The organism is Variovorax sp. 22077 (assembly GCF_052044195.1).
Classification (GTDB): domain Bacteria; phylum Pseudomonadota; class Gammaproteobacteria; order Burkholderiales; family Burkholderiaceae_C; genus Variovorax; species Variovorax atrisoli.
The window spans coordinates 130,597-154,771 of record NZ_JBQEQC010000002.1; the positions used below are offsets into that span (position 1 = coordinate 130,597).

General features: G+C 66.5%; 18 protein-coding genes and 4 tRNA genes. 10 read left to right on the top strand and 12 right to left on the bottom strand.

Annotation, left to right across the window (positions count from 1 at the left end; translation table 11 throughout):
* Positions 1-119: 119 nt before the first annotated feature.
* Positions 120-2,120 (bottom strand): acetate--CoA ligase, encoded by a 2,001-nt coding sequence (gene acs, locus ACTJLF_RS03100; protein ID WP_145758599.1) that lies wholly within the window; start codon positions 2,118-2,120, stop codon positions 120-122.
* Between the two features lie 163 nt (positions 2,121-2,283).
* Here acs and ACTJLF_RS03105 point away from each other — a divergent pair, with 163 nt between their 5' ends.
* Positions 2,284-2,919, top strand: coding sequence for a YqhA family protein (locus ACTJLF_RS03105; RefSeq protein ID WP_126182026.1), 636 nt, complete (start codon positions 2,284-2,286; stop codon positions 2,917-2,919).
* Between the two features lie 6 nt (positions 2,920-2,925).
* Here ACTJLF_RS03105 and ACTJLF_RS03110 read toward each other — a convergent pair whose 3' ends face one another.
* Entirely contained in the window at positions 2,926-3,858 is a 933-nt protein-coding gene (locus ACTJLF_RS03110) for a LysR family transcriptional regulator (RefSeq protein ID WP_019652341.1), read from the bottom strand.
* Between the two features lie 104 nt (positions 3,859-3,962).
* Between ACTJLF_RS03110 and ACTJLF_RS03115 the strand changes: the two genes are divergently transcribed.
* Complete coding sequence (locus ACTJLF_RS03115; protein ID WP_440882464.1) at positions 3,963-4,580, top strand: NAD(P)-dependent oxidoreductase; 618 nt, start codon at positions 3,963-3,965, stop codon at positions 4,578-4,580.
* A 60-nt stretch (positions 4,581-4,640) separates the two neighbouring features.
* On the opposite strand, the gene fumC is transcribed toward ACTJLF_RS03115, so the two are convergent.
* Positions 4,641-6,038 carry a class II fumarate hydratase gene (fumC, locus tag ACTJLF_RS03120; protein WP_440882465.1) on the bottom strand — a complete coding sequence of 466 codons (1,398 nt, stop codon included), beginning with the start codon at positions 6,036-6,038 and terminating at the stop codon, positions 4,641-4,643.
* A gap of 511 nt (positions 6,039-6,549) precedes the next feature.
* Between fumC and proV the strand changes: the two genes are divergently transcribed.
* The 7 genes from proV (at position 6,550) to ACTJLF_RS03155 (ending at position 15,619) form a co-directional block, all read left to right on the top strand.
* A complete protein-coding gene (gene proV, locus ACTJLF_RS03125; RefSeq protein WP_184603679.1) occupies positions 6,550-7,815 on the top strand; it encodes a glycine betaine/L-proline ABC transporter ATP-binding protein ProV in 1,266 nt (421 codons plus the stop codon).
* Positions 7,816-7,837: 22 nt separating this feature from the next.
* Positions 7,838-9,016: a glycine betaine/L-proline ABC transporter permease ProW gene (gene proW, locus ACTJLF_RS03130; protein ID WP_440882466.1), complete on the top strand. Its 1,179-nt coding sequence runs from the start codon at positions 7,838-7,840 to the stop codon at positions 9,014-9,016.
* 17 nt (positions 9,017-9,033) lie between these two features.
* Positions 9,034-10,056, top strand: a complete 1,023-nt coding sequence (gene proX, locus ACTJLF_RS03135; protein WP_132798048.1) for a glycine betaine/L-proline ABC transporter substrate-binding protein ProX — start codon at positions 9,034-9,036, stop codon at positions 10,054-10,056.
* A 91-nt stretch (positions 10,057-10,147) separates the two neighbouring features.
* Positions 10,148-11,701: a fumarate hydratase gene (locus ACTJLF_RS03140; RefSeq protein ID WP_019652335.1), complete on the top strand. Its 1,554-nt coding sequence runs from the start codon at positions 10,148-10,150 to the stop codon at positions 11,699-11,701.
* Position 11,702: 1 nt separating this feature from the next.
* The gene (gene murI, locus ACTJLF_RS03145) at positions 11,703-12,506 is read left to right on the top strand and encodes a glutamate racemase (protein WP_440882467.1); all 804 of its coding nucleotides are present in this window, start codon (positions 11,703-11,705) and stop codon (positions 12,504-12,506) included.
* Positions 12,507-12,514: 8 nt separating this feature from the next.
* On the top strand, positions 12,515-13,312 hold the full coding sequence (locus ACTJLF_RS03150; protein WP_019652333.1) for a hypothetical protein: 798 nt from the start codon (positions 12,515-12,517) through the stop codon (positions 13,310-13,312).
* Positions 13,313-13,402: 90 nt separating this feature from the next.
* Positions 13,403-15,619: an Ig-like domain-containing protein gene (locus tag ACTJLF_RS03155; protein ID WP_440882468.1), complete on the top strand. Its 2,217-nt coding sequence runs from the start codon at positions 13,403-13,405 to the stop codon at positions 15,617-15,619.
* A gap of 102 nt (positions 15,620-15,721) precedes the next feature.
* On the opposite strand, the gene ACTJLF_RS03160 is transcribed toward ACTJLF_RS03155, so the two are convergent.
* The 8 genes from ACTJLF_RS03160 to tig form a co-directional block, all read right to left on the bottom strand.
* Positions 15,722-16,354 carry a DUF6806 family protein gene (locus ACTJLF_RS03160; RefSeq protein ID WP_019652331.1) on the bottom strand — a complete coding sequence of 211 codons (633 nt, stop codon included), beginning with the start codon at positions 16,352-16,354 and terminating at the stop codon, positions 15,722-15,724.
* Positions 16,355-16,374: 20 nt separating this feature from the next.
* Positions 16,375-16,466, bottom strand: a tRNA-Leu gene (locus ACTJLF_RS03165).
* A 103-nt stretch (positions 16,467-16,569) separates the two neighbouring features.
* Positions 16,570-16,643 (bottom strand) — tRNA-Cys (locus tag ACTJLF_RS03170).
* A gap of 63 nt (positions 16,644-16,706) precedes the next feature.
* Positions 16,707-16,782, bottom strand: a tRNA-Gly gene (locus tag ACTJLF_RS03175).
* Between the two features lie 61 nt (positions 16,783-16,843).
* A complete protein-coding gene (gene lon / locus ACTJLF_RS03180) occupies positions 16,844-19,285 on the bottom strand; it encodes an endopeptidase La (RefSeq protein WP_019652330.1) in 2,442 nt (813 codons plus the stop codon).
* Between the two features lie 23 nt (positions 19,286-19,308).
* Positions 19,309-20,574 (bottom strand): ATP-dependent Clp protease ATP-binding subunit ClpX, encoded by a 1,266-nt coding sequence (clpX, locus tag ACTJLF_RS03185; protein WP_026346146.1) that lies wholly within the window; start codon positions 20,572-20,574, stop codon positions 19,309-19,311.
* Between the two features lie 107 nt (positions 20,575-20,681).
* Positions 20,682-21,290 (bottom strand): ATP-dependent Clp endopeptidase proteolytic subunit ClpP, encoded by a 609-nt coding sequence (gene clpP, locus ACTJLF_RS03190; protein ID WP_019652328.1) that lies wholly within the window; start codon positions 21,288-21,290, stop codon positions 20,682-20,684.
* Between the two features lie 116 nt (positions 21,291-21,406).
* Complete coding sequence (gene tig / locus ACTJLF_RS03195) at positions 21,407-22,723, bottom strand: trigger factor (RefSeq protein ID WP_440882469.1); 1,317 nt, start codon at positions 22,721-22,723, stop codon at positions 21,407-21,409.
* A 262-nt stretch (positions 22,724-22,985) separates the two neighbouring features.
* Between tig and ACTJLF_RS03200 the strand changes: the two genes are divergently transcribed.
* Positions 22,986-23,969, top strand: a complete 984-nt coding sequence (locus ACTJLF_RS03200; RefSeq protein WP_440882470.1) for a tetratricopeptide repeat protein — start codon at positions 22,986-22,988, stop codon at positions 23,967-23,969.
* 87 nt (positions 23,970-24,056) lie between these two features.
* Here the strand turns inward: ACTJLF_RS03200 and ACTJLF_RS03205 are convergent.
* Positions 24,057-24,143: transfer RNA gene (locus tag ACTJLF_RS03205), tRNA-Leu, on the bottom strand.
* Positions 24,144-24,175: the final 32 nt, after the last annotated feature.

A 24,175-nucleotide genomic window follows, 5' to 3' on the forward strand; every position in this document is an offset into this window, starting at 1 on the left:
TGCGACAACTGCTCCAGGATCGCAGGGTTCTGCCGGCACATCACATCGCTGCGCGATATGAGTGCCGTCTTCACCTGCTCACGTGCTTCGCACGCACCGGCCTGCGGCCGGATCCCGGATCAGTTCGTCTGCGACAACTGCTCCAGGATCGCAGGGTTCTCCAGCGTGGAGGTGTCCTGCGTGATCGCCTCGCCCTTGGCGATGCTGCGCAGCAGGCGGCGCATGATCTTGCCGCTGCGGGTCTTGGGCAGGTTGTCGCCGAAGCGGATGTCCTTGGGCTTGGCGATCGGGCCGATTTCCTTGGCGACCCAGTTGCGCAGCTCGTTGGCGATCTGCTTGGCTTCCTCGCCGGTCGGGCGGGCGCGCTTGAGCACGACGAAGGCGCACACGGCCTCGCCGGTCACGTCGTCGGGGCGGCCCACCACCGCGGCCTCGGCCACCAGGTCGGTCTTGGCGACCAGCGCCGATTCGATCTCCATCGTGCCCAGGCGGTGGCCCGACACGTTCAGCACATCGTCGATGCGGCCGGTGATGCGGAAGTAGCCGCGGTCGGCGCTGCGCACCGCGCCGTCGCCGGCGAGGTAGATCGTGCCGCCCATCTCCTCGGGGAAGTAGCTCTTCTTGAAGCGCTCGGGGTCGTTCCAGATCGTGCGGATCATCGAGGGCCAGGGCCGCTTGATGACCAGCATGCCGCCCGCGCCGTTGGGCAGGTCCTTGCCCGTCTCGTCGACGATGGCGGCCATGATGCCCGGCAGCGGCAGCGTGCACGAGCCCGGCACCAGCGGCGTGGCGCCCGGCAGCGGCGTGATGACGTGGCCGCCGGTCTCGGTCTGCCAGAAGGTGTCGACGATGGGGCAGCGCTCGCCGCCCACATTGCGGTGGTACCACATCCAGGCCTCGGGATTGATCGGCTCGCCGACCGAGCCGAGGATGCGCAGGCTGGTGAGGTCCCAGTTCTTCGGATGCACCTTCTCGTCGCCGTCGGCGGCCTTGATGAGCGAGCGGATCGCGGTGGGCGCCGTGTAGAACACGCTGACCTTGTGCTTCTCGATCATCTGCCAGAAGCGGCCCGCGTGCGGGAAGGTCGGGATGCCCTCGAACACCACCTGCGTCGCGCCGGCGGCGAGCGGGCCGTAGGCGACGTAGGTGTGGCCGGTGATCCAGCCGATGTCGGCGGTGCACCAGAACACGTCCTCGGGGCGGATGTCGAAGGTCCAGTCCATCGTGAGCTTCGCCCACAGCAGGTAGCCGCCGGTGGAGTGCTGCACGCCCTTGGGCTTGCCGGTGGAGCCCGAGGTGTAGAGGATGAAGAGCGGATGCTCGGCGTTGACAGCAACGGGCGCGCATTCGGTGCCCTGCCCCTTCAGCGCCTCGGTGAAGGTGATGTCGCGCCCCTCGACGCGGTTCCACGCGGTGGGCGTGCGCTCGTACACCAGCACGGTCTTGATCGACTCGCAGCCGCCCAGCGCGATGCCGTCGTCCACGATGGCCTTCAGCGGCAGTTCCTTGCCGCCGCGCAGCTGGTAGTTGGCGGTGATGACGGCCACCGCGCCCGCGTCGATGATGCGCTCCTGCAGCGCCTTGGCAGAGAAGCCGCCGAACACCACGCTGTGGGTGGCGCCGATGCGCGCACAGGCCTGCATGGCGACGACGCCCTCGATGGTCATGGGCATGTAGACGATGACGCGGTCGCCCTTCTTGATGCCGCGTGCCTTCAGCGCGTTGGCGAACTGGCTCACGCGCGCGAGCAGTTCCTTGTAGGTGACCTTGGTGACGGCGCCGTCGTCGGCCTCGAAGACGATGGCGGTCTTGTTCTCGACCGGGGTGCCGATGTGCCTGTCGAGGCAGTTGGCACTGGCGTTGAGTTCGCCGTCGCCGAACCACTGGTAGAACGGCGCATTCGATTCGTCGAGCGTCTTCGTGAAGGGCTTGGTCCAGTTCAGGTTGTCCTTGGCCAGGCGGGTCCAGAACCCCTCGAAATCCTGCTCAGCCTCCTTGCACAGGGCCTCGTAGGCGGCCATGCCGGAAATGCGCGCGCCCTGCGTGGCGCGGGCGTCCGGCGGGAAGACGCGGTTCTCGACCAGGACGGATTCAATGTTCTTCGATGCGCTGCTGCTCATGCTCTTTGTCTCCAGGATGGGTGCGGCCGTAATGTCGGCGGACCCACTTACGGGTCACTGACGGGTGCCATGTTAGAGCCTGTTCGATGGCCCTCTCGGGGTTATCACGAGTGCGTCACCGGGACACCCCTAGAATTCCCGGTCCTCCACAACCGCACTGCAGATGTCTGCTCCCGACCCTTTCGACACCCGGAACCCGCCCGTACCACGCCGTGGTTCGCCGCTTCGCCCCCTGCCCAAGCTGATCTTCGCGAGCCGCTGGCTGCAGCTGCCGCTGTACCTGGGCCTGATCGTGGCGCAGGCCGTGTACGTGGTGCACTTCCTGGTCGAGCTGCTGCATCTGGTGGAGGCCGCCTTCGGCTCCAAGGAGGCGCTGCAGGCGCTGATCACCAGCATCGGCTACAAGACCACGGCTCCCGTGGGCACGCTGAACGAGACGGTCATCATGCTCGTGGTGCTTGCGCTGATCGACGTGGTGATGATCTCCAACCTGCTCATCATGGTGATCGTGGGCGGCTACGAGACCTTCGTGAGCCGCATGGACCTCGAAGGCCACCGCGACCAGCCCGAGTGGCTGAGCCACGTGAACGCCTCGGTGCTCAAGGTGAAGCTGGCCACCGCCATCATCGGCATCAGCTCCATCCACCTGCTGAAGACCTTCATTAACGCCGACAACTACACCGACCGCGTGCTGATCGCGCAGACCGTGATCCACATCGCGTTCCTGTTCTCGGCGATGGCCATCGCCTACACCGACCGGCTGATGGCGCCCGCCCATCCGCCCGCCGACCCGCACTGATCTCCCCTAGCCCCGACCCTGGCCTGCCTGCGATGCAACGTCCCAGGCGGGCGGGTCGGAGAAGCGCTCGGCAAGGAAGTCGAGCATCGTGCGCAGCGTGGCCGGCATGTGCTTGCGCGAGGCGTACACCGCATACATGCCCACCACCTGCGGCTCGAAATCGGGGAAGAGCGGCACCAGCTCCCCGTCATGTACCCGCTGCGCAGTCAGGTAGGTCGGCAGCATCGCGATGCCCGCGCCGGCGCGCGCCAGCGACATCAGGCTGACCGCGTCGTTCGCCGACACGTTCCCGTCGACTGCCACCGACACCGGCTCGCCGTCGCTCTTTCGCGTGAAGTTCCAGAGGCTGCGGCCGAAATACGAATGCGTGAGGCAGTTGCGCTGCGCCAGTTCGTCCACGCGCTGCGGGTGACCATGCCGGGCCAGATAGGCCGGTGAGGCGCAGACCACCGAACGGCAGGTCGTGAGACGGCGTGCGATGAGGTTGGGGTCGATCTCGGCCGCGGTGCGGATCGCAAGGTCGATGCGCTCATCGACCAGGTTCACTGTGCGATCCAGCAGCACCAGGTCGACCATCACGGCCGGATGGAGCCGCACGTAGTCCGCGATCGCATCGGCCAGCTGGGCCTGCGCGAAGGAAGTGCCGGTGGTGATCCGAAGCTGCCCGCGCGGCGCCTCCGCCGGATGGCGCACCGCCGCCTGCATATCGCCGGTGAGCTCCAGCACCTGCCGGCATCGCGGCAGCAGTTCCTCGCCCGCCGCAGTGAGGCTCAGGCGGCGCGTCGTGCGGTGCAGCAGGCGCGCGCCGGTCCATTGCTCCAGCTCGGCGACATAGCGCGTGACGACCGGGCGGGACATGTCGAGCTTGTCGGCTGCTGCCGAAAGACTGCCCGAATCGACCACGGTGACGAACACGCGCATTGCGTTCAATCGGTCCATTCGAACGATTCTAGGAATAAACAAGCGCGTAAATCGAGGTATTTCTTTCGAAAGCAGAAACCTAAGATGCGGCTCATCCCATCCGATCTTTCACAGGAGTCACCATGAGCCACATCGCCATCATCGGCGCCACCGGACGTGCCGGCAGCCAGCTTCTCGAGGAGGCCCTGCGCCGCGGCCACACCGTCACCGCCATCGCCCGCAGGGCCAGCGCCAAGCTAGCGGGCCGTGCCAACGTGAAGGCCGTCGACCTCGACGCGCTCGACGGCGCAGCGCTCGAGAAGGCACTTGCCGGCCACGATGCAGTGTTCAGCGCAGCGCACTTCGCCACCGTGCCGCCCGCGGCCATCATCGAGCCGACGAAGCGTGCCGGCGTGAAGCGACTGCTGGTCGTCGGAGGCGCGGGCAGCCTGTTCGCGGCGCCCGGCCTGAAGGTGATCGACACGCCCAACTTCCCCGACGCGTACCGCGCCGAAGCCTCTGCCGGCGGCGTGTTCCTCGACACGCTGCGCAACGAGAAGGACCTGGACTGGACCTTCCTCTCGCCCTCGGCCGAATTCGTCGAAGGCGAGCGCACCGGCAAGTTCCGCCTGGGCAAGGACGACCTGCTCGTGAGCGCCGAAGGCCGCAGCTGGATCACCTTCCCGGACTACGCGATCGCGTTCATCGACGAACTGGAAAAGCCGGCGCATTCCCGCCAGCGCTACACCATCGGCTACTGAGCCGCAGGCAACAACAAAAAAAGGACCCTCGCGGGTCCTTGTTTGCTTGCGCTGGCCGGATCAACGCCCGGTCATGTTCTCCGGCACCACCCACTGGTCGAACTGCTCGGCCGTCAGGTGGCCCGAAGCGATCGCCGCCTCGCGCAGGCTGGTGCCTTCCTTGTGCGCCTTCTTGGCGATGAAGGCGGCCTTGTCGTAGCCGATGTGCGTGTTGAGCGCCGTCACGAGCATCAGCGAGCGCTGCACCAGCTCGGTGATGCGCTCGCGGTTGGGCTCGATGCCCACGGCGCAGTGGTCGTTGAAGCTCACCATGCCGTCGGCCAGGAGGCGCACGCTCTGCAGGAAGTTGTGCGCCACCATCGGACGGAACACGTTCAGTTCGAAGTTGCCCGAGGCGCCGCCGATGTTGATGGCGACGTCGTTGCCGAACACCTGCGCCGCCAGCATCGTCACGGCTTCGCTCTGCGTCGGGTTGACCTTGCCCGGCATGATCGACGAGCCAGGCTCGTTCTCGGGAATGCTCAGTTCGCCGATGCCGCTGCGCGGGCCGCTGGCGAGCCAGCGTACGTCGTTGGCGATCTTGTTCATGCTGGCAGCCAGCGTCTTCAGCGCGCCGTGGGCGTGCACCAGCGCATCGACGCTGGCCATGGCCTCGAACTTGTTCGGCGCGGTCACGAAAGGCAGGCCGGTGAGCTTCGCCAGTTCCGCTGCCACCTGTTCCGCATAGCCCTTGGGCGCGTTGAGGCCGGTGCCGACGGCCGTGCCGCCCAGCGCCAGTTCGCACAGGTGCGGCAGCGCGGCGCGCACATGTGCCTCGCCATGGGCGAGCTGGGCGACATAGCCCGAGAACTCCTGGCCCAGCGTGAGGGGCGTGGCGTCCTGCAGGTGGGTGCGGCCGATCTTCACGATGTCGGCGAAGTCCTTCGACTTCTGCTCCAGCGTGGCGCGCAGCTTGCCGATGGCCGGCAGCAGCTTGTGGGTGATGGCCTCGACGGCGGCCACGTGCATCGCCGTCGGGAACACGTCGTTGCTCGACTGGCTGCGGTTCACGTCGTCGTTGGGATGAACGAGGCGCCCTTCGCCGCGCTCGCCGCCGAGGATCTCGCTGGCGCGGTTGGCCAGCACCTCGTTGACGTTCATGTTGGTCTGCGTGCCAGAGCCGGTCTGCCAGACCACCAGCGGGAACTCGCCCGGGTGCTTGCCGCCGATGACTTCGTCGGCCGCGGCCACGATGGCCTGGGTCTTCTTCTCGTCCTGCAGGCCCAGCGCATGGTTGACCACGGCGGAGGCGCGCTTGACCTGGGCCAGCGCCTTGATGATCTCGCGCGGCTGCTGCTCGCCGGAGATGTCGAAGTTCTGCAGCGAGCGCTGCGTCTGCGCGCCCCACAGCTTGTCGGCCGGAACGTCGATCGGTCCGAAGGTGTCGCGCTCGGCACGGGTCTTGGGGGAAGTCGTCATGAGAAAAAGCTCCGCAGGATCGTGAAAGGTAGCGCCGCTTTCCGGCGCGACCCGAAGTATCGCCCCAATGAGAGTAGCTCTCATCTGACGAGGGCATTGCGCCGTCGCCGACACCGCCGGCCAGCGGCTCGCCTTGACCGCATCATGTCGAAAAGTTATAATCAACGCCTTCTGACGACCAGCAAGTCATGATGATGACGCCGCTGGTCAAGCCTGCACTACTCGCGGATCTCCGAATCCCGTCGCGGTGCAAGGTGCTCCCGCCGGGCCCTGCCCGGTAAACCGGCCGGATCTTTCCGGCTCCATTGCCACGTCACGCTCCTCCAGCCGGCGCCCCTCGACCAGGCCCGTCGCGCTGCGAATGAAGCATCCGGCGGGCACTGGCTTCGTCGCCCTGTCGTCTTCAGTGCCTGTCGGCCGCCCCTTCTTCTGACGGGCCGGGGCGTGGCTGCGCCGTTCCTTCGGGACGGCGAACTCTCAGTCAACCTTCAACCAAGGAGAGCCCCGACTTATGGCCAAAGGAATTCTCATCGACCATGTCTTCAAGGTGTTCGGCGACGAGCCCGAACAAGCCCTGGAGCTGGTCCGGCAAGGACTTTCGAAGAAGGAGATCCTGGCGCGCACCGGCCAGTCGATCGGCGTGTTCGACGCCACCTTCGAGATCCAGGCCGGAGAAATCTTCGTCATCATGGGCCTCTCGGGCTCGGGCAAGTCGACGCTGGTGCGCCTGCTGAACCGGCTGATCGAGCCGACCGCGGGCCGCATCGTGATCGACGGCGCGGACATCAACGAACATTCCGACATCAAGCTGCGCGCGCTGCGCCGCAAGGACATCAGCATGGTGTTCCAGTCGTTCGCGCTGATGCCGCACATGACGGTGCGCGAGAACACCGCGTTCGGCCTCGAGCTCTCGGGCACCGGCAAGAAGGAGCGCCTCGCGCAGGCCGACAAAGCGCTCGCGCAGGTGGGCCTGGCGGGCTGGGGCGACAGTTATCCCGACGAGCTCTCGGGCGGCATGCAGCAGCGCGTGGGCCTGGCGCGCGCGCTGGCATCCGATCCGTCGATCCTGCTGATGGACGAGGCTTTCTCGGCGCTCGATCCGATCATCCGCACCGAGATGCAGTCGGAGCTGCTGCGCCTGCAGCAGGAGCAGCGCCGCACGATCGTCTTCATCTCGCACGACCTCGACGAGGCAATGCGCATCGGCGACCGGATCGCGATCATGAAGGACGGCCAGGTGATCCAGGTCGGCACGCCCGACGAGATCCTGCGCAGCCCCGCCAACGACTACGTGCGCAGCTTCGTGCGCGGCGTGGACGCGGCGGCGGTGTTCAAGGCGGGCGACATCGCGCGCAAGCAGCTCACCGTGGTCAGCGAACATCCGGAGCGCGGCGCGCGTGCAGCGCTCAAGCAGCTGGAGGACCAGGACCGCGACTTCGCCTACGTGACCAGCCCGAACAAGCGCTACCTGGGAACCGTGTCGGCCGACACCCTGCGCGCCGCGCTCGACGGCCATTCGGGTCCGCTGGGGCTGCGCCACGCGTTCCTGAACGACCTCGGCACGATCGACGCCGATGCGCCCGTGGCGGGACTCTTCGGCCAGGTGGCCCAGGCGCCGTGCGCGATGCCGGTGGTGGCGGCCGACGGCCGCTTCTGCGGCGCGATCAGCAAGACGACGCTGCTGAAGTTCCTGGACCGCGACACGCCGCCCATCGACCCGGCGCACCAGCCGCAGCAACCCGTGGCCGCCACCGCCGACGCCGCCAACGCGGCCTGAACGAACTCGAAGGACACATCAGATGAACGACACCGCACTGTCTTCCGAACTCGCACCGCTGAACGACGCATCGACCGCGCTCGCGACGCCCTCGCCTGCGCCGATGCCTGTCGACCCGTGGGAAGCCCTGTCGGCCGCGCCCGACACCTCCGCGACCAGCGCCTGGCTCGACGCCCCCGCGCCGCTCGATGGCGCCCATCAGCTCGCCGGCCACGCGGATGCCGCCGGCGGGCTGCAGCTGCACCGCCTGTGGGACGGCTCGCTGCCGGTCGAATCCTGGATCAACAGCGGCCTGGGCTGGGTGGTCGAGCACTTCCGCCCCTTCTTCCAGACCGTGCGCCTGCCCATCGACGGCACGCTGAACTGGATCCAGGGCCTGCTCACCGGCCTGCCCACGCTGGCGATGATCGCGCTCATCGGCCTGCTGGCCTGGCAGTTCGCTGGCCGCGCGCTGGCCATCGGCACCACGGTGGCGCTGCTGCTGGTGGCCATGCTGGGCATCTGGCCGGAGGCGATGGTGACGCTGTCGCTGGTGCTGACCTCGCTGGTGTTCTGCATGGCCGTCGGCCTGCCGCTGGGCGTGCTGCTGGCCAGCAGCGACCGGGCCCAGCGCGTGATGCGCCCGGTGCTCGACGCGATGCAGACCACGCCGGCCTTCGTGTACCTGGTGCCGGTGGTGATGCTGTTCGGCATCGGCAACGTGCCGGGCGTGATCGTGACCATCGTCTTCGCGCTGGCGCCGCTGGTGCGCCTGACCAACCTCGGCCTGCGCCAGGTGCGCCCCGACCTGATCGAGGCTGCGCGCGCCTACGGCGCCTCGCCCTGGCAGATGCTGGTGAAGGTGCAGCTGCCGCTGGCCATGCCGTCGATCATGGCGGGCATCAACCAGGCGCTGATGCTGTCGCTGTCGATGGTGGTCATCGCTTCGATGATCGCGGTGGGCGGCCTCGGCCAGATGGTGCTGCGCGGCATCGGCCGGCTCGACATGGGCCTGGCCACCGTGGGCGGCCTGGGCATCGTGCTGCTGGCGATCTCGCTGGACCGCCTGACGCAGGCCATGGGCAAGTCGCGCCGCGGCGGCGGACGCCACTGGTGGCACACCGGGCCGGTGGGTTTCGCGCTTCGCCTGCTGCAGCGTGCCGTGGCGCCGTCGCGTACCGAGGCCAAGCCCGCGCCCGCCCTTTCCGCCCAGGTGCGATGAACGGAGGAACCCGCCACATGAACTTCGTCGGCAACAAGACCGGACTCATCGCCCGCGGCCTGCTCGCCCTAGCCTTCGTGGCCTCGGGCGCGGCCGCCCAGGCCTCCAACGACCTGCCCGGCAAGGGCGTCACCGTGCAGCCGCTGAAGAGCTCGCTTGCGGAAGAAGCCTTCCAGACGCTGCTGGTGATGCGTGGCCTGGAGAAGCTCGGCTACAAGGTCGAGCCCATGAAGGACCTGGAGCCCGCCACCGAGCACCTGGCCATCGCCAACGGCGACGCCACCTTCATGGCCAACCACTGGAGCCTGCTGCACGCAGACTTCTACAAGAACAGCGGCGGCGACGCCAAGCTGTGGCGCAAGGGCGTGTATTCCGCAGGTGCGGTCCAGGGCTACCTGATCGACCGCAAGACGGCCGAGCAGTACGGCATCACCAACATCGCGCAGCTGAAGGACCCGGCCATCGCGAAGCTGTTCGACACGGACGGCGACGGCAAGGCCGACCTCACGGGCTGCAACCCGGGCTGGGGATGCGAACTGGCCATCGAGAGCCACCTGACGGCCTACCAGCTGCGCGACACCGTCAGCCACCGGCAAGGCAGCTATGCCGCGCTGATGGCCGACACCATCGCGCGATTCAAGCAGGACAAGCCGGTGCTGTACTACACGTGGACGCCGTACTGGGTCAGCGCCGTGCTGCGCCCCGGCAAGGACGTGGTGTGGCTGCAGGTGCCGTTCTCGTCGTCGCAAGGCGACGGCGGCAACGTCGACACGCAGCTGCCCAACGGCCGGAACTACGGATTCCAGGCCAACGACGAGCAGATCGTTGCCAACCGGGCCTTCATCGAGAAGAACCCCGCCGCGGCGAAGCTCTTCGAGGTGATGAAGCTGCCGATCGGCGACATCAACGCCCAGAACCTGCGCATGAGCCAGGGCGCCAACACGCAGCAGGACGTGGAGCGCCATGCCGACGGGTGGATCCGGGCGCACCAGGAGCTGTTCGACGGCTGGGTCGAGCAGGCCCGTGCCGCGGCAAGGTAGGCGGGACGGGCGGCACGGGTGGGTCAGGCGGGGCAGGCGCCGCGGCTGAGATAATCGGGGGGCGTTTCCACACTCCTACAAAGCCCCCACCATGACGACCACGATCCAGCAGGCCGACCTGATCGAATCGATCAGCGCCGCGCTGCAGTACATCAGCTACTACCACCCCGCCGACTACATCGCCCACCTGGCCCGCGCCTACGAGCGCGAGCAGAGCCCGGCGGCCAAGGACGCCATCGCGCAGATCCTGACCAACAGCAAGATGAGCGCGACCGGCCAGCGCCCGATCTGCCAGGACACCGGCATCGTCAACGTGTTCCTCAAGGTGGGCATGGACGTGCGCTGGGGCGGCTTCACCGGCAGCCTGGACGACGCCATCAACGAAGGCGTGCGCCGCGGCTACAACCACCCCGACAACACGCTGCGCGCCTCGGTCGTGGCCGATCCGCAGTTCGACCGCAAGAACACCAAGGACAACACGCCCGCAGTGATCTTCACGGAGATCGTTCCGGGCGACAAACTTGAAGTCACCGTGGCCGCCAAAGGCGGCGGCAGCGAGAACAAGAGCAAGCTGGTCATGCTCAACCCCGGCGACAGCGTGGTCGACTGGGTGCTCAAGACCGTGCCCACCATGGGCGCCGGCTGGTGCCCGCCGGGCATGCTGGGCATCGGCATCGGCGGCACGGCCGAGAAGGCCGCGCTGATGGCCAAGGAAAGCCTGATGGACGACCTCGACATGCACGAGCTGCTGGCCAAGAAGAATTCCGGCGCCGAGCTGAGCAAGGTCGAGGCGCTGCGCGTCGAGCTGTACGAGAAGGTCAACGCGCTGGGCATCGGCGCGCAGGGCCTGGGCGGCCTGGCCACCGTGCTGGACGTCAAGATCCAGATGTACCCCACGCATGCGGCGAGCAAGCCCGTGGCGATGATCCCCAACTGCGCGGCCACGCGCCACGCGCACTTCGTGATGGACGGCAGCGGTCCGGTCTACCTCGAGGCGCCCTCTCTCGACCTGTGGCCCGAGGTGAACTGGGCCCCCGACGAGAAGAAGAGCAAGCGCGTCGACCTCGACAAGCTCACGCCCGCCGAAGTGGCGAGCTGGAAGCCCGGCGACACGCTGCTGCTCAACGGCAAGATGCTCACCGGCCGCGACGCCGCGCACAAGCGCATCCAGGGCATGCTGGCCAAGGGTGAGAAGCTGCCGGTCGATTTCACCAACCGCGTCATCTACTACGTCGGCCCGGTCGACCCGGTGGGCGACGAGGCCGTCGGCCCCGCCGGCCCCACCACCGCCACCCGCATGGACGGCTTCACCGAGATGATGCTGGCGCAGACCGGCCTGATCGCCATGATCGGCAAGGCCGAGCGCGGCCCGGTCGCCATCGAGGCCATCAAGAAGCACAAGAGCGCATATCTCATGGCCGTGGGCGGCGCCGCCTACCTGGTCAGCAAGGCCATCAAGACCGCCAAGGTGGTGGGCTTCGAGGACCTGGGCATGGAAGCCATCTACGAATTCGACGTGGTCGACATGCCGGTGACGGTGGCGGTCGACGCCGGCGGCACCAGCGCGCACATCACCGGCCCGGCCGAGTGGCAGAAGCGCATCGCCACGGGCGAGTACAAGACCATCATGATGGAAGAAGCCTGAGTTGAGCCCGGTAGGCGTCTTCGACAGCGGGGTCGGCGGGCTCAGCGTGCTGGCCGCGCTGAGGGCCGAACTCCCGCAGGAGCACTTCGTCTACTTCGCCGACACGGCCTATGCGCCCTACGGCGAGCGCGGAGACGCCTACGTGATCGAACGCTCGCGCGCGGTGGTTGAACACCTGCTGCGCGAGCACGGAATCAAGGCGCTGGTGGTGGCCTGCAACACAGCCACCACCGCCGCCATCCACCTGCTGCGGGCCGACCATCCCGACCTGCCGATCGTGGGGCTGGAACCCGGCCTCAAGCCCGCGGTGGCGGCAAGCCGCACCGGGCACGTCTCGGTGCTTGCCACGCGCGGCACGCTGGCCAGTGCGAAGTACGCAACCCTGCGCGCCTCCTTCGCGGGATCGGCCGACGTGCGGCCCGTACCCTGCGACGGGTTGGTGAAGGCCATCGAAGGCTTCGACTCGGCCGGCATCGCGGCGCTGGCCGAGCGCTACATGGCCAAGGCCGGCCCTTTCGGCGACGGCCCCGGCGAAGTCGACACGGTGGTGCTCGGCTGCACCCACTATCCGCTGGTGAAGGACGAGCTGGCCAAGCATGCGCCGGCCACACTGCGCTTCATCGACACCGGCGTGCCGGTTGCGCAGCAGACGCGGCGCCTGCTCGCATCGGCGGGCCGGCTTGCCGACGCCACCGAAGCAACCGGCGCCGCCGGGAGCCTGCTGCTGCAGAGCAGCGGCGACGTTGCGGTGCTCGAAGCCGCGGCTGCCAGGTGGCTCGGGCTTTCCGCAGCCGCCACGGCCTGAACCGAGCCATGCGCCTGCCGCTTCCGCGCCGCGCCGCCCTGTGGGCCTTCTTCCTCCTGGGCCTCTCGGTCGCCGGAGTGAGCCATGCGGCCTGCGAGAGCGGCCTTGCCGAGCGCATGCATGCCAAGCTGCACCCCAAACGCCAGCTCGACGAGCGGCTCGCAGCCTGCAAGGTGTGGCCGGCCTTTCCGGGGCGCAGCATCGTCGTGCTGCCGATGCCGCGCGAAACCACCGACCGCGGCGCCAAGGTATTCGACCTCGAGATCCTGCTGATCCAGCGCCCCGACAACGGCAACACCGAGCGCGACACCGTCATCGGCCGGCTCGTGCAGCCCGAGGCGCTCGACGAGGACGCCACCACCTCCATCCAGGACATCCGCATCGACACCTCGCGGTACGTGCTCTCGCCCGAGGCGCGCGCCTTCGGGCTGCGCGTGCGCTACAAGGGCAGCAACGGGCCCGGCAGCCCGCTGGCGAGCGAGACGGTGCGGCTGTACGTGCATCACGGCAAACAGCTGCGCCAGGTGCTGCAGGAGATCGAGCTCGACCACGATCATGGCGGCTGGGACTCCACCTGCACCGGCCACTTCGAGAAGCTGCGCACCATGCTCTCGGTCGGCAAGGGCAGCAGCAACGGCTTCGCCGACCTGCAGCTGTCTCGCACCTTGCTGCAAAGCCGCGCGCAGGAGCAGGAAGACCAGGGCTGCATCGAGAAGGCCCTGCCCCCGAAGTTCAACACCGTCACGCTGCGCTACGACGGCGAGCGCTTCAAGGTGCCGAAGTCGCTCCAGCAGCAGATTCCCTGACGGGAGGCTGATCCAGGGCCCGCTTTTTCACCGGGCCGTCACACAGAAGCACCAGCATGCGCGGTTTGTCAAAAAGTATTGCCGCGCACAATGAACTCCCTCCCCCAGCTTCGCATTCCCTTCAAGCCCCTGATCCTCGCCGGCGCCCTCGCGCTGGCCCTTGGCGCCTGCGGAGGCGGCGGTGGAAGCTCGGGGCTTGGCGGGATCTTTCCGCCAGTCAATTCGGCGCCGCCCGCTGCCCAGCCTCCCGCACAGCAACCCGCGCAGCCGCCGGCAACGCCCTCCGAGCCCGGCCAGTTCGTCTCCGAGGCGCGGTTCACGCCAAACGCGGGCACCACCGAAGGCTCGTCCGACGCATCGACCGCCATCGCGCTGCCCGACAACTTCATGATCGTCGCGGACGATGAAGCCAACGTGCTGCGCGTCTACCCGCGCGCCGGCGGCGCGGCGGTGAAGGAATGGAGCTACAAGCTCGACGGCCCCAAGCTCACCAAGGAACTCGACCTCGAGGCCGGCACGCGCATCGGCGACACGCTGTACCTCACCGGCTCCAACAGCAACAAGAAGGACGGCGCGGACGCCGCCTCCGACCGCTCGCACCTGTTCGCCGTCAAGGTCAGCGGCACCGGCGCGGCCACCGCGTTCGACTATGTCGGCCAGTTCGCGCTGCTCGAAGCGCAGCTCATCGCGTGGGATTCCGGCAATGCGCACGGCCTCGGCGCCAACCACTTCGGCTTTGCCGTATCGGCAGGGGCCGGCATCGCGCCTGAGCGGGTCGACGGCTTCTCCATCGAGGGCATGACCAGTTCGCCGGGCGACACCGCGCTATGGCTGGGCTTCCGTGCGCCGCAGACGGGCGGCACCGTACGCTCCAAGGCGCTGATCGTGCCGCTGCAGAACTACGCGGCGCTGGTCGCCGGCACCGCCACCCAGGCCGCGTTCGGTACGCCCATCGAGCTCGAACTGGGCGGCCGCGGCATCCGCTCGATCGACAAGGGCACCGATGGCAACTACCTGATCGTCGCCGGCCCGGCAGGCCCCGCGAGCCCGGACGCGGACCGCAACTTCGCGCTGTTCGCGTGGAACGGCAATCCCAGCAGCGCACCGGTCGAGCTGTCGAACGACCTCGATTCCCTGTCGAAGAAAACCGGCGGCAGCTTCGAGTCCGTCGTGGAGGTGCCGGGCCCCGTGAAGGCCGGCACGGTGGTCCAGCTGCTGCTGGACAACGGCGATACCAAGTGGGACGGCAAGACCGCCTCGAAGGACCTGCCGCCCGCCGACCAGAAATTCGACGGCTTCGTGGTCCGCCTGGGTGCACCCCTGGTCGACACCACGGCGCCGAAGCTGAAGAAGGCATCACTGGCGGACCTCGTCGGCGTGAACCTCGATGCATCGTGCACGCTGACGTTCAACGAAGCCGTGCGCCTGGGCTCGGGCAGCATCGTGCTGCACAAGGCCGACGGCAGCGTGGTCGAAACCTTCAACGCCAACAGCCCCGCCGCACGCCTGCAGGTGGCCTTCAACAAGCTGAAGCTGGTGCCGACCGCACTGCTGTCGGCAAGCAGCGGCTATTACGTCACGATCGACGGCAACGCCATCACCGATCCCGCAGGCAACGCCTTCCCCGGGATCGACGACGCGACGACGCTGAGCTTCACCACCACCGCTGGCGCCACCACGCTCGCCACCGGCGACCTGCTCTTCATGGCGGCCAACGCCGAGGCGCCCGACGCCTACGCCTTCGTGCTGCTGAAGGCGGTCAACGGCGGCACGAAGGTGCTCTTCACCGACCGCGACCGCAAGTCGGGCACCAACGAGTTCTCCGGCATCACCAACGAGACCGCCTTCTTCTGGACCGCCGACCGCAACCTGCCGGCAGGCACCATCGTGACGATCCAGACCGACGTGACCGGCAATCCGATCGCGGACAAGGGCTTCACGCTCGGTTCGCCGGGCGGCATCGGCAAGTCGGAAACCGTCTATGCCATTGCGGGCGGCACCATCGCCGGACTGGGCGACGGCGTAGCGGGACAGATCACCGCCGTCGGCGACTACCTCGCGACCATCACGCTGGGCGGCACCGCGGGCACCATTCCCGACGCCGTCACGACCGCAGGCACCGCCTTCAGCTTCACGGTGAGCCCCGCCAACCAGACCAACGCGATCTACACGGGTTCACTCGATCGCTCGGACCTGGCAGCCTTCGCGGCGCGCGTGAAGAACCCGGCGAACTGGACGGTGCGCTACGCACCGGAAGTCGGGTGGCCGCTGACCAACGACAGCCTGTTCGGCGACAAGCTGCCCTGATCGCCGGCGGTCAGGAGAAAGCGCGCTGCGCGGCCTGCAGGCCGCGCCATGCACGGAGTTGCGGAGTTGCGGAGTCCCGCCCGGGCAGGCGGGGGACTCTGCTCAGTGCAGATGGCGCGGACGGCGACCGCCGCCGTGACCACCGCCGCTGCCCGGCCCGCCCGTACCGCGCGGGCGTTTGCCGATTTCGAGCGAGTTCACGAGCGCGTCGAAACGGTCGCTGAACAGGCGGTCGATCTCGGCGACCACGCCGCCCAGCTCGGAGCCGTCGAAATGACGCTCCATGAGATTGACCACGTCTTCCACCAGGAGGTCGCGCTGCACCTGCATGATCGCGGCCGGATTCGGGCCGACGAACAACATCAGGAAGTCGTCGCGCGATTCTTCCTCGGGGTCGCCTTCTTCCTCGTCGAAGTCGGTGTCGTAGAAGGTGACCTCGATGGCCGCACCGCGCTCGGAAAGCTCGTTCAGGCCCATGCACATCTCGTCGAGCGCCTGGCGGAAGTCTTCGTCGCCGGCCACGGTCCAGCACATCTGGAGCATGTGGTCCTTCTGCTCGTAGCGGATGCCGGGCTCTTCCTCGTAGGAACTGGTCGCGCCATCGGCCAGCGACTTGGCGCCGGCGTACTTCCACAGCGGCTTGAGCGCTTCCTGGATCTGATCGAAGGTCACGTCCGAACGCAGCGGCACGTCGCCGTGCACATGAATTTCAAATGGAGCGTTGTAGCGAGGCATCTAATGCTCCCTTTTAAGTGTGGTACCCGGAACGGGGGTCGAACCCGTATGCCCCGATTAAGGAAGCGGCGGATTTTAAGTCCGATGTGTCTACCAATTTCACCATCCGGGCATCAGGTTGGACATCGACGATAACCCAAATAAAACAAGCCCCGGCAACGTCGGTTGGCGGGGCTTGGTGTTCGGGGTCGAATCAGTTTGAACCGAGAGGAGAGTGGAGGCGCGATCCGGAGTCGAACCGGACTAGACGGATTTGCAATCCGTTGCATAACCGCTTTGCTATCGCGCCACGCTGAAATACGAAATCGACCTAGCGAAAAAAAGGGAAGCTGGAGCTTCCCTTTTTCAAAACTGGAGCGGGAAAAGAGTCTCGAACTCTCGACCTCAACCTTGGCAAGGTTGCGCTCTACCAACTGAGCTATTCCCGCGTTTCGAGCCTTGAAGTATATACCAATTTTTCAAGGTCCCGCAACTTTTGCGACGCGTCGATCAGTGCTTGACCGAGCCTTCCGAAGCCGGTGCCGGCGTACGCTGCTTGGCCAGCTCAGCCATCGCAGCAGCGGATGCAGCCACCTCTTCGTCGGACAGCGGCTCGGGCATCTTCTCGAGGGCGATCTCGAGCACCTTGTCGATCCACTTCACCGGCACGATCTCGAGGCCGTTCTTCACGTTCTCGGGAATGTCCTGCAGGTCCTTGGCGTTCTCTTCCGGGATCAGCACGGTCTTGATGCCACCACGCAGCGCCGCCAGCAGCTTTTCCTTCAGGCCGCCGATGGCCGTGACCTCGCCTCGCAGCGTGATCTCGCCCGTCATCGCGACATCGCTGCGCACAGGGATGCCCGTGAGCGCCGACACGAAGGCCGTCGTCATCGCGGCGCCCGCACTCGGGCCGTCCTTTGGCGTCGCGCCATCGGGCACGTGGATGTGGATGTCGCGCTTCTCGAAGACCTCGTCCTTGATGCCCAGGCGGCGCGAGCGGCTGCGCACCACGGTGCGCGCGGCCTCGACCGACTCCTTCATCACGTCGCCGAGCGAACCGGTGCGGCTGATCACGCCCTTGCCGGGCATGGTGACCGCCTCGATCGTCAGCAGGTCGCCGCCGACTTCGGTCCACGCAAGGCCGACCACTTGGCCGACCTGGTTCTGCTTCTCGGCCAACCCGAAGGTGTACTTGCGCACGCCGAGGAAGTCGTTGAGGTTCTCGCCGGTGACGGTGACCTTCGGCGTGAGCTGCTTGAGCAGCAGGCCCTTCACCACCTTGCGGCAGATCTTCGACAGCTCGCGCTCGAGCGAGCGGACGCCGGCCTCACGCGTGTAGTAGCGCACGATGTCGCGCACCGCTTCTTCGGTGACCGCGAGCTCGTCGTCCTTCACGCCGTTGTTCTTCATCTGCTTGGGCAGCAGGTACTTGATCGCGATGTTGGTCTTCTCGTCCTCGGTGTAGCCCGAGAGGCGGATGACTTCCATGCGGTCCAGCAGCGCCGGCGGGATGTTCATCGAGTTCGAGGTGGCGACGAACATCACGTCGCTCAGGTCGAAGTCGACTTCCACGTAGTGGTCGCCGAAGGTGTGGTTCTGCTCGGGATCGAGCACCTCGAGCAGCGCGCTCGACGGGTCGCCGCGGAAGTCGGTGCCCAGCTTGTCGATCTCGTCGAGCAGGAACAGCGGATTGCGCGTGCCGATCTTGCTCAGGCCCTGCAGCACCTTGCCCGGCAGCGCGCCGATGTAGGTGCGGCGGTGGCCGCGGATCTCGGCTTCGTCGCGCATGCCGCCCAGCGCCATGCGGGTGTACTTGCGGCCGGTCGCCTTGGCGATCGACTGACCCAGCGAGGTCTTGCCCACGCCCGGAGGTCCAACGAGGCACAGGATCGGCGCCTTCACCTTGTCCACGCGCTGCTGCACCGCGAGGTACTCGAGGATGCGGTCCTTGACCTTCTCGAGGCCGTAGTGGTCGGCATTGAGCACCGCCTCGGCATTGGCGAGGTCGTGCTTGATCTTGGTCTTCTTGCTCCAGGGCAGGCCGACCAGCACGTCGATGTAGTTGCGCACCACGGTGGCCTCGGCCGACATGGGCGACATGAGCTTGAGCTTCTTGAGCTCGCCCTCGGCCTTCTTCAGGCCTTCCTTGGACATCTTCGCGAGCTTGATCTTCTTCTCGATCTCCTCGATGTCCGCGCCCTCTTCGCCTTCGCCGAGCTCCTTCTGGATGGCCTTGACCTGCTCGTTGAGATAGAAGTCGCGCTGGTTCTTCTCCATCTGGCGCTTCACGCGCCCGCGGATCTTCTTGTCGACGTTGAGGATGTCGACCTCGCGCTCGAGCTGCCCGAACAGGTTTTCCAGGCGCTCCTTGACGTCGTCGAGGTCGAGTACGGCCTGCTTGTTGTCGAGCTTGAGGGGCAGGTGCGCGGCGATGGTGTCCGCGAGGCGGCCCGGATCGTCGATGCTCGAGATCGAGGTGAGGATCTCGGGCGGAATCTTCTTGTTCAGCTTGACGTACTGGTCGAACTGCTGCATCACCGCGCGGCGCAGCGCCTCGACCTCGGTGCCCTTCTCGCCACCTTCGGGCGCCTCGACGGGCGTCACGTTGGCGGAGAAATGGGTCTCGCCGTCATCGATGCGGTTGACGCGGGCGCGCTGCTGGCCCTCGACGAGCACCTTCACGGTGCCGTCGGGCAGCTTGAGCATCTGCAGGATGGTCGAGACGCAGCCGACCTCGAACATGTCCTCGACGGAGGGCTCGTCCTTGGCCGCGGCCTTCTGGGCCACGAGCATGATGCGGCGCTCCGCCTCCATGGCCAGCTCGAGCGCCTTGATGCTCTTGGGGCGTCCCACGAACAGCGGGATCACCATGTGGGGAAACACCACGACGTCGCGCAGCGGCAGCAGCGGCAGGTCGAGGGCTTCGGGAGGCAAGGGGGTGTGGCCAGACATGCAAATCCTTCGCGTCTTAGGCTTTAAGCCTTTTTCGCCGCTTCGCGGTACACGAGCAGCGGGGGCTTGTTTTCGTCGATGGTCGATTCCTCGACCACCACCTTGTCGACATTGGTCGCGTTCGGCAACTCGAACATGGTGTCGATCAGCGACTGTTCAAGGATCGAACGCAGACCGCGTGCACCGGTCTTGCGGGCCAGCGCCTTGCGGGCGATCGCCTTGAGCGCCGCCGGACGAATCTCGAGGTCCACGCCTTCCATCTGCAGCAGCTTGGTGAACTGCTTGACCACCGCGTTCTTGGGCTCGGTGAGGATCTGCACCAGCGCGTCCTCGGAGAGCTCGGCGAGCGAGGCGACCACGGGCATGCGGCCCACCAGTTCGGGAATCAGGCCGAACTTGATCAGGTCCTCGGGCTCGACCTCGCGGAACACTTCCGTGAGGCTGCGCTGCTGCTTGCTCTTGACCGCTGCCCCGAACCCGATGCCCGAGGCCTCGGTGCGGTTTTCGATGACCTTCTCCAGGCCCGCGAACGCGCCGCCGCAGATGAACAGGATGTTAGTCGTGTCGATCTGCAGGAAGTCCTGGTTCGGGTGCTTGCGCCCGCCCTGGGGCGGCACGCTGGCCATGGTGCCTTCGATGAGCTTCAGCAGGGCCTGCTGCACGCCCTCGCCCGATACGTCGCGCGTGATGGAGGGGTTGTCGGACTTGCGCGAGATCTTGTCGATCTCGTCGATGTAGACGATGCCGCGCTGGGCGCGCTCGACTTCGTAGTTGCAGCTCTGCAGCAGCTTCTGGATGATGTTCTCGACGTCCTCGCCGACGTAGCCGGCTTCGGTCAGCGTGGTGGCGTCGGCCATCACGAAAGGCACGTCGAGCATGCGCGCCAGCGTCTGCGCCAGCAGCGTCTTGCCCGAGCCGGTGGGACCGATCAGCAGGATGTTGCTCTTGCTGAGCTCCACGTCGTCGCCCTTGGCCTTTTCCTTGTGGCGCAGGCGCTTGTAGTGGTTGTAGACGGCCACCGACAGCATGCGCTTCGCCGGCTCCTGGCCGATCACGTAGTTGTCGAGGTTGGCCTTGATCTCCAGCGGCGTCGGCAGGTCGCTGCGCGCTTCGCGCGCTTCCTCACCCGCCGGAAGCTCGTCGCGGATGATCTCGTTGCAAAGGTCGATGCACTCGTCGCAGATGAAGACCGAAGGGCCCGCGATCAGCTTCTTGACCTCGTGCTGGCTCTTGCCGCAGAACGAGCAATAAAGCGTTTTTTCGCTGGAGGAGCCTTTTTTATCGGCCATGGACATTTGCCTCGTTACAGGGTAGGGACAATGATAACTAAACAAAAACGGCGTTCCCCGTGTGGAAAACGCCGTCTTTTGCCATTTGGCGCCCTCGGCGCCGGCGTTTAACCGCGCTTGGTGACGACCTGGTCCACCAGGCCGTACTCCTTGGCCTCGTCAGCCGTGAGGAAATAGTCGCGCTCCGTGTCGGCCTTGACCTTTTCCAGCGGCTGGCCGGTGCGCTCGGCCAGGATACGGTTCATCTGGTCCTTTGTACGCAGGATGTCCCGTGCGTGGATCTCGATGTCCGTGGCCTGGCCGCGTGCGCCGCCGAGCACCTGGTGGATCATGATCTTCGAGTTGGGCAGCGAGAAGCGCTTGCCCTTCTCGCCGGCAGCCAGCAGGAAGGCGCCCATGCTGGCCGCGAAGCCCAGGCACATGGTCGAAACGTCGGGCTTGATGAACTGCATGGTGTCGTAGATGGCCATGCCGGCGCTCACGCTGCCGCCCGGGGAGTTGATGTAGAAGGAAATGTCCTTGTCCGGGTTCTCGCTCTCGAGGAACAGCAGCTGGGCCACCACGAGGTTGGCGGTCTGGTCGTTGACCTCGCCCACCAGGAAGACGATGCGCTCCTTGAGGAGGCGCGAGTAGATGTCATACGACCGCTCGCCGCGGCCCGATTGCTCGATGACCATCGGGATCATGCCGAGGGCCTGGATATCCTGTGCGCTCATGAATTTGCTCTCCGGGAAAAGGGATCGTTCGCTGTTTCTGGAATGTACGCCTTGAGTGAAATGGGGCTCGTGCCGCAAAGCACAAGCCCCATCGGCGTAGCGGGCGAAGACGGAGATCAGCCCTGCTGCTGAGCCATCAGCTCGTCGAACGAGACCGACTTTTCGTTGACCTTGGCCTTGCCCAGCACGAAATCGGTCACGTTGTTCTCGATGACCACGGCTTCGACTTCCGCCAGGCGGTTGTTGTCGCTGAAGTACCAGCGCACCACGTCGGCGGGCTTCTCGTAGCTGGCCGCGAGCTCGTCGATGTGGGCCTTGATCTGCTCGGGCTTGGCCTGCAGGTTGTTGACACGCACCAGCTCGGCGACCACCAGGCCCAGGCGCACGCGGCGCTCGGCTTGCGGGCGGAACACTTCGTCGGGGATCGGAGCCTTGTCGGCGTCCTTGATGCCGCGCTGCTTCAGCTCGGCGCGGGCGCCTTCGATCATGCGGTTGACTTCAGCCTGCACGCTGGCGTTGGGCAGGTCGAGCTCGGCGTTGGCGACCAGGGCATCCATGACGGCGTTCTTGTTGCGCGCCAGCAGGCGGAACTTCACCTCGCGCTCGAGGTTGCGCTTGATGTCGGCGCGCAGGCCTTCGACGGTGGCTTCGGCGATGCCGAGCGACTTGGCAAGCTGCTCGTTGACTTCGGGCAGGTGCGAGGCTTCGATCTTCTTCACGGTGACGAGGAAGTCGGCCTGCTTGCCGGCCACGTCCTTGCCGTGGTAGTCGGCCGGGAACGACAGCGGGAAGGTGCGGCTGTCGCCCGACTTCATGCCGCGCACGGCATCCTCGAATTCCTTCAGCATCTGGCCTTCGCCGACGACGAACTGGAAGTCTTCGGCCTTGCCGCCCTGGAAGGGCTCGCCGTCGATCTTGCCTTCGAAGTCGACGGTCACGCGGTCGCCGTCCTGGGCCACGGCGTCCTGGGCGCGCTGGGCGAAGGTGCGGCGCTGCTTGCGCAGGATGTCCAGGGTCTTGTCGATGGCGTCTTCACCGACTTCGGCCGACAGCTTCTCGACTTCGGCGCCCGACAGGTCGTTGATCTTGACGTCGGGGAACACTTCGAAGACGGCGTCGAAGGCCAGTTCGCCTTCGGGCGCGCCTTCCTTCTCGGTGATGCGGGGCTGGCCCGCGACGCGCAGCTTGGCTTCGTTGGCGGCCTGCGAGAAGGCCTCGCCGACCTTGTCGTTCATGACTTCGTAGTGCACCGAGTAGCCATAGCGCTGGGCCACGACGTTCATCGGCACCTTGCCGGGGCGGAAGCCGTCCATCTTGACGGTGCGCGCGAGCTTCTTGAGGCGCGAATCGACTTCGGACTGGATGGTGCCGACCGGCAGGGTCAGCGTGATCTTGCGTTCGAGCTTCTCGAGGGTTTCAACGGTCACGGTCATGATGTCTTCCTGGTGAGGGGCTGCCGCGCGATGCCTGTGTCTTTTGTCGATACGGATCAAAGACTTGCACGCGCTGGCGGGATTTAAGCGGAGGCACGCGTGTGCCGCCTGCAAAACTGGGCAACCTGCAATTCTAATCTGGCCGCAAAGCGGGTTTTCACGGGGTTGGAGCCGGGGCCCGGCGGCGGTCAGGTTCGTCCAATATTCGGCCCGTAGAGTGGCCGTGTCATCCTCCTGCACAGGAACGCACAGGAAAAATCTCATGCTCCAGCGAATGTTCGCCGCCCTCGCCTTCACCCTTGCCCTGGCACTGGGCCTGCCCTCGCTCGCGCAGGCCGGGACCGAGGCGGCCGCGCCGAAAGACCCCAGCATCCAGCAGATCTACGAAGCGGCCAACGGCGGGCGCATGTCCGATGCCGACGCCATGATCGCGAAGGTGCTGAAGGATCATCCCGACAGCGCGAAGGCCCATTTCGTCCACGCCGAACTGCTCGCGGCAGAAGGCAGGCTGCAGGACGCGAGAGGTGAGCTCGCGAAGGCGAAGAAGCTCTCACCCGGCCTCGATTTCGCCAGGCCGGAAGCCGTCGAACGGCTCACGAACAAGCTCGACTCGTCCGCGCCGCGATCCGTGAACACGCCTTCGCGCGTCAGCGAGTCCGCTCCCGCTCCCGCTCCCGCACCTGTGACAAGCGAAGGCAGGACGGGCTCCGTGCCGTGGATGCCGATCGCCCTCGTCGGCCTGCTGGTCGTGGGCTACCTGGCCTTCCGCAGCCGGGTGGCGCCGCCCGCGGCCGCGCCTTCGCCGTCGTACGGTCCCGTGCCCGGCGCACCCGGCGCGCAAGGCATGCCGGCGGGCTACGGAAGCTACGGTCCCGGCGGCAACTGGACGCCTGCGCCCCCGCCTTCGGCAAGCCCCGGCATGGGCCTCGGCTCAGCCCTCGCCACCGGTGCGGCCGTGGGCGTCGGCGCGGTGGTGGCGGAAGAAGCCGTGCGCCACTGGATGCACGGGCGCAGCGACAACGGCGTGTTCGACAGGAACGACAGCGGCACGACGACGCACGTGCCCGACAGCGGCAACACCGAGATGGGCCGAAGCCTCTGGCCCTCGTCGTCCACGCCCTCGACCTCGCAGGAGCCCGACCGCTTCGTCGACAACGACTTCGGCATCAAGGACACGAGCTCCTGGGACGACTCGAGCAGCAGCGGCGGCAGCTTCGACAGCGGCAGCAGCGACAACGACTGGTGAAGAAAACGAAGAGGCAGAAGGAAAAAGCCCCGCTCCTTTCGGAACGGGGCTTTTAGTCTGCTCGATAGAACGGGCTACGTGCAGGGCTGGTGCGCGGGGCCGGACTCGAACCGGCACGTTCTTGCGAACGTCAGGACCTAAACCTGGTGCGTCTACCAATTTCGCCACCCGCGCGATGCCAATCTTTTTTCAGGTGAATGCAAAAG